General features: G+C 62.8%; 14 protein-coding genes. 9 read left to right on the top strand and 5 right to left on the bottom strand.

Translation table 11 applies throughout. The features are described 5' to 3' along the window. The first annotated feature begins 119 nt into the window (after positions 1 to 119). The 5 genes from AC4BCK_RS18855 to AC4BCK_RS18835 all read left to right on the top strand — a co-directional run bounded on the left by AC4BCK_RS18855 (position 120) and on the right by AC4BCK_RS18835 (position 10,071). Positions 120 to 4,538: an RHS repeat domain-containing protein gene (locus AC4BCK_RS18855; RefSeq protein ID WP_490566331.1), complete on the top strand. Its 4,419-nt coding sequence runs from the start codon at positions 120 to 122 to the stop codon at positions 4,536 to 4,538. Positions 4,539 to 5,043: 505 nt separating this feature from the next. Then, positions 5,044 to 5,640, top strand: coding sequence for a recombinase family protein (locus tag AC4BCK_RS18850; RefSeq protein WP_174181316.1), 597 nt, complete (start codon positions 5,044 to 5,046; stop codon positions 5,638 to 5,640). 376 nt (positions 5,641 to 6,016) lie between these two features. Next, entirely contained in the window at positions 6,017 to 6,925 is a 909-nt protein-coding gene (gene dprA, locus AC4BCK_RS18845) for a DNA-processing protein DprA (RefSeq protein ID WP_400513155.1), read from the top strand. Between the two features lie 569 nt (positions 6,926 to 7,494). Beyond that, positions 7,495 to 8,520, top strand: coding sequence for a DUF4192 domain-containing protein (locus AC4BCK_RS18840; protein ID WP_174182280.1), 1,026 nt, complete (start codon positions 7,495 to 7,497; stop codon positions 8,518 to 8,520). 486 nt (positions 8,521 to 9,006) lie between these two features. Then, complete coding sequence (locus AC4BCK_RS18835) at positions 9,007 to 10,071, top strand: IS110 family RNA-guided transposase (protein ID WP_400513152.1); 1,065 nt, start codon at positions 9,007 to 9,009, stop codon at positions 10,069 to 10,071. A gap of 621 nt (positions 10,072 to 10,692) precedes the next feature. On the opposite strand, the gene AC4BCK_RS18830 is transcribed toward AC4BCK_RS18835, so the two are convergent. Then, complete coding sequence (locus AC4BCK_RS18830; protein WP_400513151.1) at positions 10,693 to 11,151, bottom strand: hypothetical protein; 459 nt, start codon at positions 11,149 to 11,151, stop codon at positions 10,693 to 10,695. Positions 11,152 to 11,380: 229 nt separating this feature from the next. Between AC4BCK_RS18830 and AC4BCK_RS18825 the strand changes: the two genes are divergently transcribed. Then, positions 11,381 to 11,533, top strand: coding sequence for a hypothetical protein (locus AC4BCK_RS18825; RefSeq protein WP_174182301.1), 153 nt, complete (start codon positions 11,381 to 11,383; stop codon positions 11,531 to 11,533). A 165-nt stretch (positions 11,534 to 11,698) separates the two neighbouring features. Here AC4BCK_RS18825 and AC4BCK_RS18820 read toward each other — a convergent pair whose 3' ends face one another. After that, positions 11,699 to 11,869, bottom strand: coding sequence for a hypothetical protein (locus AC4BCK_RS18820; RefSeq protein ID WP_490566330.1), 171 nt, complete (start codon positions 11,867 to 11,869; stop codon positions 11,699 to 11,701). 777 nt (positions 11,870 to 12,646) lie between these two features. Between AC4BCK_RS18820 and AC4BCK_RS18815 the strand changes: the two genes are divergently transcribed. After that, complete coding sequence (locus tag AC4BCK_RS18815; RefSeq protein WP_400513149.1) at positions 12,647 to 13,999, top strand: ParB/RepB/Spo0J family partition protein; 1,353 nt, start codon at positions 12,647 to 12,649, stop codon at positions 13,997 to 13,999. Positions 14,000 to 14,344: 345 nt separating this feature from the next. Here AC4BCK_RS18815 and AC4BCK_RS18810 read toward each other — a convergent pair whose 3' ends face one another. Further along, positions 14,345 to 14,572: a DUF2188 domain-containing protein gene (locus AC4BCK_RS18810; RefSeq protein ID WP_306971229.1), complete on the bottom strand. Its 228-nt coding sequence runs from the start codon at positions 14,570 to 14,572 to the stop codon at positions 14,345 to 14,347. 201 nt (positions 14,573 to 14,773) lie between these two features. On the opposite strand from AC4BCK_RS18810, the gene AC4BCK_RS18805 reads away from it, so the two are divergent. Beyond that, on the top strand, positions 14,774 to 14,974 hold the full coding sequence (locus AC4BCK_RS18805; RefSeq protein ID WP_400513147.1) for a three-helix bundle dimerization domain-containing protein: 201 nt from the start codon (positions 14,774 to 14,776) through the stop codon (positions 14,972 to 14,974). Between the two features lie 451 nt (positions 14,975 to 15,425). Further along, positions 15,426 to 16,115, top strand: a complete 690-nt coding sequence (locus AC4BCK_RS18800) for an SDR family NAD(P)-dependent oxidoreductase (protein WP_400513053.1) — start codon at positions 15,426 to 15,428, stop codon at positions 16,113 to 16,115. Positions 16,116 to 16,128: 13 nt separating this feature from the next. Here AC4BCK_RS18800 and AC4BCK_RS18795 read toward each other — a convergent pair whose 3' ends face one another. Then, a complete protein-coding gene (locus tag AC4BCK_RS18795; protein ID WP_400513055.1) occupies positions 16,129 to 16,734 on the bottom strand; it encodes a class I SAM-dependent methyltransferase in 606 nt (201 codons plus the stop codon). An 11-nt stretch (positions 16,735 to 16,745) separates the two neighbouring features. Then, positions 16,746 to 17,546 carry an HAD family hydrolase gene (locus AC4BCK_RS18790; protein ID WP_400513056.1) on the bottom strand — a complete coding sequence of 267 codons (801 nt, stop codon included), beginning with the start codon at positions 17,544 to 17,546 and terminating at the stop codon, positions 16,746 to 16,748. Between the last annotated feature and the right edge of the window lie 126 nt (positions 17,547 to 17,672).

Genomic DNA, 17,672 nt, shown 5'->3' with positions numbered 1-17,672 from the left:
GATCAATATCATTGCCGCCTTATCCGGGGACGGTTAGCGTCGGGGCATCACTCGTTGGGGGTTCGGGCGTTCGGTGAACTGGGGATTGCCGCGGATCATTCGTAGAAAGTTCTTGGGGGATGTCTACTGTTCCGAGCCTGATCCGGCCTGCCCTTTTCCGGCCTGTTTCAGCTGGTTTTACCGCTGTCAGGGTTGTTATCGCTGCTGTTGTTGCTTTTACGGTCACTGTTGCCGGGTTTAGCGCCCCGGCCTTCGCGGCTCCTTTGGTCGCAGCGCCTGCGGCGGTGGCTCCGGCGTCTGTACAGGCTCCATCGGTTGTCCCGGCCCAGTCCACACCTTCGGTGCAGGCCGGCGTTTTTGTCCCGGTCCAGGGACGTGCGCTGGACACGCGCTCTGGGCTGGGCGGTATCACCGGGCCGGTGACGGCGCAGACCTGGCATCCCTTCCAGGTCCTGGGCGCCGCAGGGGTGCCGACCAGCGGTGTGGATGCGGCCCTGGTGAGTTTGACCGTGGTGAATGGAACGGGTGTCAACGTCGCCCAACTGGTGCCCAACACCGCCCGGCACCATGACACGACGAACCTGTATTCCGGGGAGAATGACACAATCTCCAACACGGTGGCCGTCGCGGTCGGAACCGACGGGAAGCTGGCGCTGTACTCGACGTCCTCGCAGCAGTTCATTGTCGATGTCCAGGGCTATTTCACTGCAGGTGACACTCCGGCTCCGGGCGCGTTCGTTTCCGTCCCTCAATCCCGAGTAGTAGATACCCGTAACGGCACCGGGTACCCGGCCGGTCAATGGTCAGGGGCAGGGATCAAGAGCCTGGCCTTGAAGGGCAAGGGAGGGGTTCCGGATACGGCGACAGCGGTCTTCGCGAACATTACGGTGCTTAATGACAATGACACGGCCGAGCTCACTTTCACGACCCAGCCCGGGGGTGGTTTCGACGGCGGCGCTGACCCTGGGACCACGATCAATTTCCGCGGCTCCTCCACCACAGCAGTTGCTGCAGTCCTGAATCTGAACGCAGCGGGCGTGGTTGATATCAAGCACAACCAGCCGTACGCCACGGGCTTCCACGTCCTGGTGGATATCCAGGGCTATTTCGATGGGCAGGTCTCCGACAGCGCGTTCACCACTGTCGAATCACGGATCTATGATTCCCGTGTCTCAAACACCCCTATAAGCGGCTTCAGCTCGGTGGAGGTGCAGATCGCCGGGGTGGGTGGGCTGCCCGCGGCCTCGACTAGCCTGGCGGGTGTGGCCATGAATATCACGCCCATCACGACCGGGACCGGCAACTTGACCGTATGGCCCTCCGATGAGACTCAACCCGGAACGAGCACCGTGAACTACACCGCGGACTCGGTGTCCAACACTGTCGTGGTACGGCCCAGCACCGTCACCGGAAAGGTCAAGATCTACAACGCCGGACCCGGTAACGTCCACGTCATCCTCGACTCCCAGGGGTGGTTCAGCAACGCGAACCTGCTGCCACCGGTAACCGTGAACGGGGCCGAGTCAGGCTCGCGGGGCAAGGCCTCAATGGTCGGACACACGCTGACCGACGCTGCGAAGCTGGCGCTGAACCCGACGAACGGCAACGCGGTGTTCACGGGCCGGCTGTTCAATCTCCGGGGCATCGGGCAGGACATGAACGTCGCCTGGCGGTACAACTCGAAGTACGACCACCGCCCCACGCTCTCGATGGGCCGGCTGGAAACCGCGCTGCGGGTCGACCCTGCCACCGGGAACATGATGTACACGGCCCCGGACGGTGGCTGGTACACCTTCATGCTCGCTGCGGGTGTCTTTACCATGGCGCCGGAGCTCAACGCCTCCCTCACGAAGGTCTCCACCACGGAGTATTGGCTCCGGTTTAACGACACCGGCATCACCAACGTCTATCAGGACGACGGGACGAACTTTGCCCTGGTCCGGTCCGTCGATGCAAACACCACCAACCCGAACACCGTGACCTACACCTACGGCAACGGCAGGCTGACCCAGACCACGGACACCCAGGGCCGCACCGTTTCCTACGTCTATAACGACACCCGGAACCTGAACCAGCCCTCCGCGATCACGGACAACTCGCTGAACCGGACCGTGAACATCGAATACGGCGGCGGGGAAGGCCGGATGTCCAAGATCACCGACGCCACCGGCGCGGTCACCACCTTCGCCTACACCAGCGGGAAACTCAGCTCCTTCACCGACGGGCGCACCAACACCACCGCCCTCGCCTACGCAGCGGACGGCTGGGTCAACACCGTTACCTACGGCCAAGGTTCAACCGCGGCCGCGACGTGGACCCTCACCCACAGCACGGACGGCAGCCTGTCCTACCTGACCGACCCGAACAGCAAGCAGAGCACCTACACCCTGGATGCGAGCAAAACCCGGGTCCTGAAGGCCACGGACCCCAATGGCAACGAGTCCTCGGGCACCTTCGATGGGCACGATAATCGGCTGACCACCACCAATGGTTTGGGGCAGACGACCACGGCGGCCTATAACGCGAACAATTCGCTGACGAAGATCACCTCCCCGCTGGCCGGCGCCACGGGCACGGCCGGGGATGCCTCCTTCACCTATCCGACCGCGGTGGGGGACCCTTTGTTGAACTACCGCCCGGACACCTCCACCAGCAGCGAGGGAAACGCCAACACAATCCAGTACGACCCGAACACCAAAAACCCCTCAGCGATCCTGACCCCTGACAACCTGGGCGGCACACCCCGGCGCTACTACCAGGGTGACGCTGCCGGAACGAGCTGCGGCGCGAAACCCGGGTCGTTGTGCCGGTCCACGGACGGGAACGGCAACGAAACCACCTACAGCTACGACGCGGCGGGGAACGTGGCCGCGGTGACCTGGCCAGCTCCGCTGGGTTCTCTCGCGTACACCTATGACGCGGCCGGCCGGGTCGCGACGGCCAAGGACGGCAAGAACCAGACCGCCACCTACACCTATGACAACAACGACCGCCTGACCCAGGTCCGCTACGCGGTCACCTGTGTCCCGGCGACCTGCGTCGCCTACACCTACGACAATGCCGGGAACCTCACCACCCGGGTAGATGCGGCCGGGACCACCACCTACACCTGGGACGCCCAGAACCGGCCCACAGGTAAAACCATCGGCGGGGTGACCACCACGGTCACTTATGACGGGGCCTCGAACATCCTGACCAGCGTGGACCCGCTGGGGACTGTGGCCTACCGGTATGACGGGGCGAACCGGCTGGCCGCCCTGGCCGAACCGGGCGGGTCCTGCCCGGCCACCCCGGTGTTCCCGAACAGCACCAAATGCACCGGCTTCGAGTACGACAAGGCCAATCGGCGCACCGTCACCAAGTACCCGAACGGGGTGAAAAACACCACCACCTACGACGGGGCAGGCAAGATCACCGACATCGCCGCGACCAACACCAGCGGCACGGTCCTGGAAAAGCGCGCCTACACCTACACCCTCAACGGAGCGAAGGACGGCGGACTCCGGAAGACCATGACCACCGACTCCGGCTCGGTCACCACCTACGGGTACGACAAGCTCAACCGGCTCACCTCAGCGGTCAAGGGCACGGTCACCGAATCCTGGACCTACGACGCCAACAGCAACCGGCTCGCCGACACCAAGACCGGGGCCGCGACCGTGTACTACGCGTACAACGCCGCGGACCAGCTCTGCTGGCACGCCACCGCGACCGGGACCTGCACCGCCGCGCCGTCCGGGGCGGTCAAGTACGGGTACGACGCGAACGGCAACACCACCCTCGCCGGGTCCGCCGGAACCACCCAGGCCTACAACGTGTTCGACCAGTTCACGTCCAACACCAGCGGCTCAACAGTAACGAGCTACACCTACGCCGGAACACGTAACGACGAAAGGATCACGGCCGGGTCGACCTCGTTCCTCAACGGGACCCTCGGCGTCACACAGCAAACCAAGTCAGGCGCGGCCACCTCGTTTATCCGGGATCCCGACGGTACGCTCATCAGCATGCGCACCAGCACCGGGGCCAGCTACTACTACACCACCGACGCCATCGGCTCGACCATCATGCTCACCGACAGTGCCCAGGCCAAAGCCGTCGAATACAAATACGACTCCTGGGGCGTGCAGACCAGCTCCACCGGCACCCACGCCGCAACCAACCCCTGGACCTACGCCGGCGGCTACAACGACACCACCAGCAACCGCATCAAATTCGGCGCCCGCTACTACAACCCCTCCCGCGGCCGCTTCACCCAACCCGACCCCTCCGGACAAGAACAAAACCGCTACCTCTACGCAGCAGCGGATCCCATCAGCAACACCGACCCGAGTGGCCTCTTGTTTGGTGACACGGACTATGGCTGCGCTCTCTATAACACTTCTTACTGCACTGGGGTAGCAAACGTGCCGTACCCTCCCGACGGAATGACTGCAAAGTGCAGAGTCTCCTTAGGATTTTCGATGGCAAGTGTGTTTGTTCCCGGCTGGACCCCATGGGCCTTCGCAGGAGTCTTCGTCGCCGCTGTGACTTGTTAGAGCGAAATAAGAAAGCAGTCCTCATGAAACCGCAAGCACCTCGAACTGCGTTGGCCTTCACCATCCTTGGCACTTTGGTGTGGGGATGGCTGGGAATCAGTGGACTACTAGAAGGAGCCGACATTTGGAAGCCCATCCTCGCACTCGCATTTGGAGTTGTGTGGCTGGCTGTGGGTTTGACGATGTGGAGGAAGAGCAGAGGCTTGCGTCGAGATTGATTGCTTCTCCCGGGCCACTCATAAACGTGAGCCTGCGCTCCGCAGTATTGGGGGCCTCAGTGGCCGCCTACTAACAGGCGCCGGGGACTCCGCCTGCTGAGTTGAGGGCGTGAGCAGCTGCCTAGGAAAACAACAGCTTTTCAAGACACTGACGCGAGCCTCAATCGGGACAACGGCGGGCGCGCGAACGGGCGGAACAGCGGGCCACTCGACGTCTCGTAAAGGCGTCTCGCAGCAAATCGTCTCGTCGCGGGTGCATCGGGGGCTTTTCGAGTCAAAATTGCCTCGTGAGGCTACTGGGTTACACCCGCGTCAGTACTTCCAGCCAAGATGCCCAGCTGCAGCTGGATGCACTGGTCGCCGCCGGTGTGCAAAAACGCGATGTCTTCGCCGATGTGACCTCCGGTAGCAAGGCGGCGATCGAGCGTCCGGGAATGAAAAAACTCCTCGAGTACGCCGAGGAAGGCGACACCGTCGTTGTGTGGCGGGTCGACCGGCTGGGCCGGTCGCTCATTGATGTGCTGAACACGGTGGCCCTGCTGCGCGGCCGCGGTATCCAGGTCCGGTCTATCTCCGATGGCATCGACCCGGCAACCTCGACCGGCCGGTTGATGTTGAACATGCTCGCAACTCTTGCCGAGTACGAGCGCGAGCTCATCGTCGAGCGGGTCAACGCCGGCATCTCCGCAGCACGACAAAACGGCACACGCTTCGGCCGCCCGCAGTCCGACCCGGCCGTCATCGCGGACAAACTCGCAATCGCCCAGGACGCCCGCGCCAAAGGCCGCACCGCCGAGGACGCTGCCCGTCTCGTTGGCTGGAGCCGCGCAACGCTCTACCGCCACCAGCAAGCCCATGCTGCACGCGGGAGCACCACGATTTAGCCCGGAAATTACGCCCGGCCTGGCTTGGATTTCCGGCCTCACTTAGCCAGCGCCCAGGTCTACTGCACGGACCTCGCTTCGCTCGGACTGTAGAAGCGCTTTTCTGTTTTTTGCTGCTGTCCTCCGGATCGTACGTGCCCGCTCCACCGGCTCAACCGTCCTGCGGACGGCTGCACAGCCGATGCCTTGTGTCGGCGCTTCGCTTATTTCCTCCCACAACCCATCCACTGCTTGCCCTTCGGGTTGCCCCGACTCCGTCGGGCACAGCTCCGCGATGCTCCGCCAGCAGGCAAAAAACGCCCGGGGGAGAGGGGAAGCTGGCCGGTCACCAAGGCCGCCTCACCCACCGGATCCTCAGCAAAGGAGAAGAGAAACTATGAACGATCGCATTGCACGTGCAGCCCTGACCCGCCTGTTCGAACCAAACGACACAGTTGGGCGGACCCTCGTGGGCAGGCTCGGCGCGTACGCCGCGCTGCGGCTCGCCACCGGCGCCCAACCCGCCCACACCCTCCCAGACGTGACACCCGAGGAACTGGCCGACGCGCTGAAGCGCTGGGCCCCCCGCGTGCCGGATCTGGACCCGGAAAAAGACCTAGCCACCATCGAACGCCTCGGCGGCGGGTTCCTCATCCCCGGCGACGAGCACTGGCCCACCGGTCTGGACGACCTCCCGGACGCACCCTTCGGTCTCTGGTACCGGGGCAACATCGGGAACGGCATCCCCGACCCGTCCAACTGCGCGGCACTGGCCGAATCACGGGACTGCACCAGCTACGGCGCGACCGTCACCGGAGACATCGCCTACAGCCTGGCCCAGCGCGGAATCTGCGTCATCGCCGGCCTCGCCTACGGCATCGACGCCCACGCCCACCGCGCCGCACTGGCCGGAAGCAACGGCAACGGTCCCGCCACCATCGCCGTCCTCGCCGGAGGACTGGACCGCGACTACCCGTCCGGAAACGCCGACCTCGCCGCCGTGATCCGTGCCAATGGCCTGACGATCTCAGAGCTCCCGCCCGGTTCCGCCCCGACCCGGTACCGCTTCCTTCAGAGGAACCGCATCATCGCCGCCCTTGCAGGGGTGACGTGTGTCGTGGAGGCTCGGTGGCGCTCCGGGGCGTTGAACACCGCCCACCATGCCGAGACCATTGCCCGGCACGTCGCCGCCGTCCCCGGCAGCGTGCACAGCGCGAACTCTGCAGGATGCCACCGGCTTCTCAAGGAAGGCGGGGCGGTGCTGGTGTCCGAGGCGGCCGAACTGGCCGAGCTCCTCGCAGGGTAGTCCTTTCAGGTGGCCGTCCCTTACCGGGGCGGTCACCGCGGGCGGTCCGCCGTCGTGGCCGGCGTGCGCGGTGGGTCGGCTGCGGCGGACCGCCGTTCGCACACTCAGTTCCGGCGACCGGGGGCGCGCGGCCGCCGATGCCAAGGGACGCCGAAAGAAGACCCGGGGTGCTGATGGGAGGTTCGCAGGGCTCACCAGGAAAAGGGGCGTCCGCTGGCGCGGCCGGCTGCGGGGTCCAGTGCCGGCTCCGCAGGGCTCCGCCGCCCCTGGCCCTGTTCTGTCTACGACGATGCTTTGGCTGCTGTCCTGTCGGATTGTACGTGTCCGCTCCGGCCGGTCTAGCCCCTCCTTCGTCGGGGCCTGCGGTCCAGGAAATGTCCCTGCGGCGCTCCTTCGTCGCTGATTTCCTCCGGGAATTTCCCGCCCCTTGCCCTGCGGGTAGACAGGCCTCCGTCGGCCACAGCTCCGCAAGCTTCGCCAGCAGCCAAAACAACACGGGGGGAGAGGGGAAGCTGGCCGGTCACCAAAGCCGCCCCGCCCGCCTACTCCTCAGCAAAGGACTTCGAACCATGAATGACGCAATCCGCATTTCCAGCCCCGCCGACATCCTCGGCTTCATCCCGCACTCCCTCGGGTTCGTACCGCGTGAATCCTTTGTGTTCCTGACCATGCGGGGCAAGACGCTGGGCGCGACACTGCGCGTGGACGTCCCCGCGGTCGCGGAACCCGCCGGTTTCGCCCGCTCCATGGTGGACTACCTCGCACTGGACACTCAGGCAACCGCGGTGCTGCTGGCCATTTACACTGCCAGCACCCCCGCCCTCGGAGAGCCCCGCCCCTTCCACGACCACGTCGAAGCCGTCATCGACGCGCTGGACACCGGAGGCACCCCGTTGCAGGACGCTTGGCTGGTCACCCCGTCGCACTGGCAAAACCTGCTGTGTGACAGCGACGCCGGGTGCTGCCCGCCCGAACCGCTGGAGTCCATCACGGACGGGCAGCTGAACGCGGAACTGGTGTTCCGTGGCAGCAGCTACCAAAAGACGCCCGGCACCAGTTACGCGCCGTTCGCAGGCCCGGCAGAGAGGGAGGAGCAGATCCGTCACGCGCTCCCAGGTGTGCTCGGCGCGGAGCTGGCTCCGGGCCGGGAACTGTGGGCCGAGGCCCTGACCCGCGACGGGTGGACGGATCCGCAGACGGCGGTGGAGCTGCTGGCATGCTTCCAGCGCCCGGACCTGCGCGACACGTTGCTCTGCAACGTGATCGACCCGGAACTGCCGGACGCCGAGGGAAGCGGGAATCTGCTCGTGGGGGAGGGTATCGCCCCGGACTGGGACCGAGTGGACCGGGCGCAGGAAACTGCCCGGGATCTCATTGACGCCGCGCCGGAAGGCTACCGGGCGCCCCTGCTGACCCTGATCGGATGGCTGGCGTACCTCAAAGGCCAATCATCAGTAGCCGGAGACCACTTCAAGCTCGCCCTGACTGACACGCCAGGCTACCGGCTCGCGGAACTCATGGACCAACTGGTGAGCCGGGGAACCATCGCCCCCGTCGCCAAGAACCAGGACACCGCCTACAAGCGGCACCGCTAAACGGGTGGGGGCCGGGCCGGGACAACGGTCCGGCCCCATGGGTGCGGGGGCGGCCTCCCCCGCGTGCGCACTGAGGAGAATTGCAACTGTGGCAGGGCAGTAGTTCCTGGCTTACCCGCATGTTGACGTTCGGCACAGGACCGGATCTGTATTGGAGGAGATTTGTCGGTTCGATTGCTCTGCCCGTCTCGAACCAAAGGTTTGGCTATGGCGAGCCTGATGTTTGGAGACAGGCCAACTGCCGAGAATGAGACTGTGGCAGGGGAGCAGTTCCTGACTTGCCCGCTGCGTGACGTTCGGTACTTGGTGCATGAATCTGTCTATGCGGAGATCTGTCGGTACAGCTGTCCTGCCACTCACCTAGGGCGACCGGGCCGGACGGAGTCGTGACTTGATAGGAACGTGCAGCTTAGCTTTTCAGTGCTTTGTCCGCCCGGCCCGGTCAATCGTGCTCGCCATTCTCAACCTCGACAGGAATGAGGCGGCATGACTCTGACAACGACACACCCCGCCAAGGCTGTAACCATCGGAGTGGACACCCACCAGCTGGTCCACCATGCAGCTGCAGTAGATCAGGACGGGCGAATGCTCGGCGACCGAGAATTCCCCTCGGACCGCGGGGGCTACCAACAACTGCTGGACTGGGCAGCAAGCTTCGGCATCATCAACGCATTCGGCATCGAATGCACCGGATCCTACGGCGCGGGCCTGACCCGGCACCTTCTCGCGGCAGGGATCGATGTCGTAGAGGTAAACAAGAGCCACTCTCAAGTCCGTCACCGCGTCGGTAAGAGCGACGCTGTCGACGCTGAAGCTGCTGCCCGCAAAGTTCTCTCTGGTGAATGCACAGATCCAGCGAAGGACACCACCGGAGCGGTCGAAGCAATCCGCAATCTTCACCTGGTCAGAGACTCTGCGATCAAGGCCCGCAGCGCGGCATGTGTTCAGCTGCGGGATGTTCTGCTCACCGCACCGGATCATCTCAGGACCAGGCTGACCGCCAGAACCCTCGAGGGCAAAGCCACTCAAGCCCGCGCCCTGCGGCCGGATCTGAGCCGGATCCACGAGCCCGAGCAGGCAGTGAAATACGCACTGCGGGAGCTCGGCCGCCGCGTTTACGAGTTCACGGCCGAAATCAACGAGGTAGACAAGCATCTGACTCGGCTGGTCTCCGCCGTGGCACCCAACACCCTGGCGCTGCCCCAAGTCGGCCCCGTCAGTGTCGCCCAACTACTCATAACCGCCGGTGAGAACTTCGAGCGCTTCCGCAACGAAGCCGCGTTCGCCCGGCTCTGCGGCGTCGCTCCCATCCCCGTCTCCTCCGGGAAATCACACCGCATGCGGCTCCACCGGGGAGGCAACCGCCAAGCCAACAGGGTCATCTACCTCATAGCCATCTGCCGACTTCGCTATGACCCAAGGAGCCAGGCATACCGTGACCGCAAACGTGCTCAAGGGCACTCATCAGCCGACGCCATCCGCTGCCTCAAACGCTTCATCGCCCGCGAGCTCTACTACAGCCTCAAAAGGGACCTGACCCAGACAAGATAAGGGCAACCTGGAAGTCTGGCTGACAACGAGGAAGACTACTCGGCGCGTCTCTTGCTGCGGCTTGCAACTAGACCAGCTAGAAGGGCACCAATAAGAGAGAGGACTAGGGGCGATTTGGCCCCTTCTATCAAGATGTACACCAGCAGCGGGTAGTGTTCCTCGCCGGCACGGGGTCCTCCTGATGCAAGCGGGGTGGCCCACAAAGCAGCGACAGTCAGAAGTGCAAGAGCGACAAGGCGGGCGGGTGTGCCGTGTACGAGCAGGCGGTATGTGAGGACTGCTGCAAGCCCGACAAGAACGAGACAGAGCCGCCACACGTACGGCAACCAGTCGCCGGGAACTCCAACAGCGCGCCCATCGAGACCCAAGACAGCATGAATCTCGGACAGCTGCAGCTGCATCGTGAGGTAACCCGTCAAGCAGATCACCACCAAGGAACCGACTCCAGCGATTACAACTGAAAGCGCCGAGCTTCGCTTCGAAGTTGAAACCGTACTCCCCGTAGCCGGGCTATCCGTCTTCTCCATTGAAATCCCCCATTTCATTCTTCCTATGACTCTAAACCTCGCGGAAAACTTTTCGGACAGCGGACAGTCTCAAACTGGCTGACAGTCCAAGGCGCTAAGAAGCGACTGAGGCCGTTTCCACCGATAGGAGCCGGGCGTAGTTCAGACACATGCTCAGGCTTTCATTGCCGGGAACACGAGCACCGGACAGAGAAACCGACTCACCCTCGGATACGGACGAGCTGTCAGGAAGGACCAATGACTCACCATCGAACTTCGTACCTTCAGGAAAGACCAACGTGTAATCATCACCGTCGTCCGCGCGGACGATAAAGCAGCCCGCTCCATCATTATCGAGACGTCCCGTAAGCTGGGCGTCTTCTCTCGGAGCGGTTGACGGGCCAGAATGCACTACGGCCTTTTTGCCACCCTCACTAAGAAGCAGCTCTGTTGGTAACTCCTGCACCACAGAAGGCGAGCTGCTGGCCGTCGGAGAGTCTTGGGCTACCGCGGAGCAGGAAGCCAGGGAGAACGCAATGATGGTCAAAGCACCGAAGGAAAGTGTGTGTTTCATTTCTGTCCCCAATCAGAATGAGCTGTGTTGCCCCAGCCTAAAGCTGAAGCGGAAACGAGGCACCGATTCAGACTTGACTGCAACTAAATCGGTACAGGGGTTGTCTATAGGAACATCTCCTCCGGCCGCCGATCACGCTGCCGCGGGCGCAGCCCCAGAAGCCGGAAACGGCTGAACGCCGGGCTACAGTGGAAAAGGAACATGATCCACTAACAGCCTGGGGCAGCACATGAGCCACGAGTACATCCTCACCGACGACGACGCCGCACCCGCCGATGCCACCCACGCCCAGGACGTTCTCGAACTCTCGATGTTGACCATGCCGCAGCCAGGCGCCCCCATCGTTGATATCTCCTGGGAGAAATCCCCGCTGGACCTATAACTTCATGCAGCAATGACGCTGCAGCACTGGTTTTCCTTTTGCTGAGGGAAAAACTGAGGCCGGCCCCAAGGGGCCGGCCTCAGCCCCTTTAACCGCTAAAGGACCTCGCTCCGCTCGGGCTGCAGAAGCGCTCATTCTGTTTTGGCTGCTGTCCTGCCGGATTCCTTAGGCTCGCCGACTTGCAGAGGCTATCCACCAGCAAGCGGCGGCCACAGCACTGTTTAGCACCGCAATATAGATATCGCCGGCAGCAGGCCGACCAATGATCAGGTCAACGGGCACCAACACCACGGAGGTGCCGGCGGCAATACTGAACACCACAGCCACGATCTTCATGGATCTCCCGGTCGGCGGCCGCCACCCGTGAGAGGGGGCTTGTTTAGCTGTCATCAGTTCGCGTCTACTGCTAACGCCGGTGTCCCGTGTTGGGCTACGTACCAGATGCGTGGAGGGACAAAATCGCACGAGCCGCGAAAGTGGTTCCCGCGAGAAGCAGGATGACTGCCGAAACGACGGAGTACCAAGCCCCGTTGGAACTCAGTGCGATGTATACGCCGATGAGAGAGAAAACAACTGCCCCCAGCGACCAAATGAGCGTTGCTCTTCTGGTGTTGTTCATGGCCTCAGCCTAAGGGACCAAAGATCAGAATGGGCGTCCGCTGGCGCGGCCGGCTGTGGGGCCAGTGCCGGCTCCGCAGGGCTCCGCCGCCCCTGGCCCTGTCTTGTCTTCGACATTTTGGCTGCTGTCCTGACGGATTGTACGTGTCCGCTCCGGCCGGTCTAGCCCCTCCTTCGTCGGGGCCCGCGGTGCAGGAAATGTCCCTGCGGCGCTCCTTCGTCGCTGATTTCCTCCGGGAATTTCCCGCCCCTTGCCCTGCGGGTAGACAGGCCTCCGTCGGCCACAGCTCCGCAAGCTTCGCCAGCAGCCAAAACAACACGGGGGGAGAGGGGAAGCTGGCCGGTCACCAAAGCCGCCCCAGGCGACAACAGGGTCCACGCCCGCACCCATTCCACCCGCTTGACAGACATAGAAGCGTCGGGGGGAGAGGGGAGCTGGCCGGTCACCATTGGTCGCCCCACCCACCCAACTTCTCGGCAAGAAGGAGCAACACCATGAACGCAACACCCACGCTTGAAATGCTCGACCCGGCAACCCTGACCGTGGACATCAACGTCCGCAAGGACGCCGCCCTGACGGCTGACTTCATCGCCAGCATCAAGGAACACGGGGTGATGGAACCGGTGATCGCCCACCGCAAGGACGACGGGACCGTGCATGTGCTGATGGGCCAGCGCCGCACCCGCGCCGCCGTCGAAGCCGAACGGCCCCTCATTCCGGTCCTGATCATCGACTCGCCGGAGGAAGCCGAGCGCATCGTGACGCAGGTCGTGGAAAACATCCAGCGCGCCGAACTGACCGAAGCGGACGAGGCAGACGCCTACCACCAGCTGTCCCTGATCGGCGTCTCGGCGGCCGCCATCGCCAAGAAGACAGGCAGGACCCGGGACAAGGTCGAAAACGCGCTCAAAGCCAAGGCGTCCACCACCGGGACGAAGGCCCTCGAGAGCGGCTACACCCTCGACATGGCGCTGGTGATGACCGAATTTGAAGGAGACCAGGATGCCATCGAGGAACTCGAATCAGTCATCCGGGACGAACCACAGTACTTTGACCACATCGCCCAGAAGCTCCGCGACGACCGGGAATCCAAGGCCCAGCTTGCCGCGCTGATCGAAGAACTGATCGCCCAGGGCAAGGCCATCGTCGAAGACGCCGGGCACTACGCCGACGAGGAGAACCTGTACGTTTCAGCGGCCAAACGCTCGGACGGGGAACCGGCAACCGACGAGGACGCCAATGCCTACATCATCAGCACCAACTACCGGGGCGAGCACAGGGCCGAGCCTGTCATCAGTGACTGGAAGGATCTCGGCTTCACCCCGAAGTACGAGCGCTACAACGGCGGGACGCAGGCCCAGAAGGGCCCGATGACCGATGAGCAGAAGGCCGAACGGAAAACCCTGATAGCCAACAACAAGGCCATGGAATCAGCGACGAAGGTCCGCCGCGAGTTCGTCAAAGCCCTGCTGGCCAGGAAGCAGGCACCCAAGGGCTGGCAGTACTTCACCGTCCACGCCATCACCCACCACTCCGAAACCGCCAGCGGATACGACGGAAAGGTCGCTGCCGAAATGGTTGGTGCCAAGGTCGACGAAACCGACCGCTGGGGCTGGAACCCTCTCCGGGACCACGTCGCCAAAACCGAAGCCCGGCCCGAGTTCTCCCTGATTGCGCTGGTCTGCGCGGGATATGAGAAGACCATCGCCAAGGACTCGTGGCGCTCACCCAGCCAGACGCACCGGGACTACCTGAACCAGCTGGTCACATGGGGATACACCCCCAGCGACGTCGAAGCCATCATCATCGACGGCCAGAAACCAAACGAGGACGACGCGGCCGCGTAAAGCACCCTTGCCGGGCGGACACCCCGCCCGGCAAGACCCGGCCACCCACCACGTCAGGGCCCGGAACCCTCCAGAAATCGGGCGGTCCGCCGCCCAGGGCGAACCACAGCAGCCAATCACCAGCGGCGGACCGCCAATTGACGCATCCATTCCACGCACCACCAAAAGTGCCGCGCTGCCGGGGACAACGACGTCCACCTGGCAGCTGCAGGCACCATCGAGAACATTCAGCTAGGCTGAATCCGTAGATTTCCTTTGCCGAGGAGAACGCAGAAGGGCCGGCTCATTTGAGCCGGCCCTTCTTGTGTCCCCAGGCGCCCGAGCGCCCGTGGGTGCTGTTTGTACTCAGCCCGGGACGTTCCTGGGATCGTTGCCGTAACTGTTCTTGGAACCGATCTGGCCGTCCTGGTTCTTGATGACGTGCTCGACCTTGTCCGCCTGTGCCGCTTCCCGGCCCGCGGCTACTGCCTCGTCCTTGGTGCTGTAGCCGGAGCCGAACGCGCGGTCAGTGCCCTCACGCTTGTTCTTCCAGGCACCGTCTTCGTAGTACGTCTCGATGTCGCCCTGAGCCACTGCATACTCCCTCTGCCGTTCCGATCCTGACACCCGCCGCATAGTGCGGGTAGCGGAAAGCCCCGCAGCACTTGGAACTGCAGGGCTTTCCTGGCAACCACTCCGCCTGATGGGGGACAGGCGAAGAAGCTTGACCCCAACAATAATAGAAAGCATGCTTATCATTCAAGCTGTGGCAAAGGCTCAATGATGAGGTGAACGATGGACCGCAATGAAGAGCAGCACGCTGTGGTGTCGGTAATTAATACCCTCGCCTGCAGGTTTCCCGGATACTCCCGGACGGACGTTGAGGACGCGGTCTGTGAAGAGTACTCGGCCTTCAATTCGGGCCCGGTAAGGACGATGGTCCCCGTACTCGTCGAACGGGCCGCCATTAAGCGCCTGCAAGGCAGCCTCACGTAGAAATGCCACAGACATATTTCCCATGGTCCAAGACCACCGCCCCTGAGGCGCCACGGGCCGTGGCTGGCTTTTTTCAGCAGGGACGCCACCAGCGGGGGTGACGCTCAAGGAACGAGTGCCTACGTGACCTGGAAGCAATAGGGGCTATTCATGCACAGGGGGGCTGTAGCTGCGGCGAACCTGCGGGGATGACCACAGCCGGCGGCGGCGCGAACTACCTTCCGTTACTGTCGTTTTCAGAAGCTCATTGCACAACTTCCCGCTGAATTCCGGGCTTTGTGAAGTCGGGTTGTGACCAGGGGCTGCCCACTACTCCTGTGCACAAGAGCTCCTTTGCTCGGCACTCGTGTTCACAATTTGCTACGTCGATTCACCCGCCGCCCGCGAAGGATCCTGTCATGACCAATAAGCGGGGTGAAAAGTACACACTGCTTTCGAATAGCCTGTTCAAATGAGTAAGCTCGCCGTCATCACGGGTGCAAGTAGAGGGCTGGGGCGTTCTCTGGTGCAGGAATTTGCTGCGTGCGGATGGGACGTCATCGCCATCACGAAGTCGCCTTGGGCCGGAGTAGACCAACCAGGTGCAAAGGCAGTCTCACTCGCGCAGTGGGACGTTCGTGCTGAGCCCAGCGAGGAACTCGCGGATGCGGTTGATGGGCGGCCGGTGGATCTGATTATCAACAATGCCGCCGAGGGTGCGCCGCATGCCCCGCTCGGCTCCATAGATCCCGAAAGAGTTCTCAACTCAGTCGATGTTAACGTTGCCGGCCCGCTGCGACTGGTGCAGTTCCTGTTGTCGAACCTGTTCGCTGCTCACGATCCGATCATCGTCAACGTCACGTCGCGGCTGGGCTCGCTGAGCGCACAGGCCGACGGCGACTTCGCGGAGCTGTCGACGAGCTATGCCTACAAGATCTCGAAGGCTGCGCAGAACATGCTGACTGTGTCCCTGGCCCAGGACCTTCAGGGCAAAGTCCGCTGCTGGGCAGTCCATCCGGGAAAACTGACGACCGGCATGGGACAGGTTGACGCATCCAAGAAGCCTTGCACTGCCGCCCGGGAGCTGCGCGAGCTTGTCGACTCCTCAGACAGGACCTCGCCCCGGTTCTGTTCCCTTGGAGAGCAGGACCTCAGCTGGTAGTGCTCGGCTCTTGCTAGCGTGTGCCAGCAATCGCAACGATGGCCGCATGAGGCCTGTTCGGGGGGTCGTGCCGGGTCTCCACCTCAAGGACAGCAAAGCCGGCGTCCTGCAACAGCTGGCTCACCTGCTCGATGGACCAGAAGTAGGCCCGAATAACCGCATGATCAAAGGGCAACCCTGACTCTCCTTCGAAGAAGCCAATAAGCAAGTGCCCGCCCGGAGCGAGTACCCGATGCAGCTCAGCCATAACCTCGGGCAGCTCCGCCGGGTCCAGATGAATCAGTGAGTACCAGGCCAGCACGCCGCCCAGACTGCCGTGAGCGATATCGAGTGAACGAAGTGAACCGACCCAAAAAGGCACCTCCGGAAAGCGGCTGCGTGCAGTGTTGATGAATTCAGGGATCAGATCAATGCCGGACACGTCAATGCCCTGCTGGTGCAAGAAGTGGGTCCAGTGCCCCGGCCCGCAGCCGGCGTCCAGGACTGCTCCGGGGACGCTAGCTGCCCATTGTGCGATACGCTGCCGGTCCATTTCGTGCATGTCCTCGATGGAACCTAGAAGGTTCGTGTATTCAGCAGCACGTGCGCGGTAGGCGTGGCAGACTAGTTCATCACTCACGAAACGATCGTCTATCGGGCGAGATCAGCGCATAGCGGGGAAGACAGTTGCGAATCGCATGAGGCTTCGAAGCTTTGATCCTTGAGTCGCGCTCGGGCGGACTTCATGTCGTCGGTTTGCTCCAAGTTGGGATACTCGCGTAAGGGGACCAACTCCGTGAGGCTGCGGATCTTCCCCTCGCCTCTGCCGGCTGGCCGGTCGAGATGGAGTGCTTGTAGTCCGGCACTCCTTGCGCCTGCAATGTCTGTGGCATAGTCGTCCCCGACGTACAGCGTTTCTGCCGGCGATATGCCCATACTTTCGCACGGGATTAGGAAGGCCTCGGGGGCTGGTTTGGCATAGCCGGTCGATTCCGAGCTGAACACGCCATCCAGCAAGGGACCAAGGCCGATTTTTTCGATTTTCGCGCTCTGCTGATGGTGGTTGCCATTAGTAATGACACCGACAGTGATGCCGCTGGCTCGCAGCTCTTGCAGCACGGGCGCGGCATCCCGAAAGGCCGTCCATGCCCGTTCGTAGCTTTGAAGGTACGTGACGAACAGATCATCCAGTTGGCCCTCATCTAAAGGACCGGTCAACCCAATCATGGGCAGGAATTGGCGGAGCCTTTCCCGCCGCTGTTCCTGGAAGGAGATCTCCTTCAACAGGAACCGGTCGTAGCTGCGCTGTTCAATCTCGAACCAGGAACTTGCCAGATCCGCCGAAGAGGTAGCTTGCAGGTGCCGCAGGAAGGCCTCCAGTCCCGCGCGGGCAGATGCCCGATGATCAAACAAGGTGTTGTCCAGATCAAAGAGGACAGCTCGAATATGCACTTCCCCACCGTATCGGCCTGGACGTCATCTAAGGACCCGTAACCCGGTCGCCGACAGCTGCCATCCACCAGGTTCGGATAGCGCTCATCAAAAGCGCCGGCGTTCCGGAGTGCCTGGTGTCGTTTT

This window comes from Pseudarthrobacter sp. As-47 (genome assembly GCF_058215595.1).
Note: the sequence above shows the minus strand (reverse complement) of the source record. Positions and strands in the feature narration are given on the sequence as shown.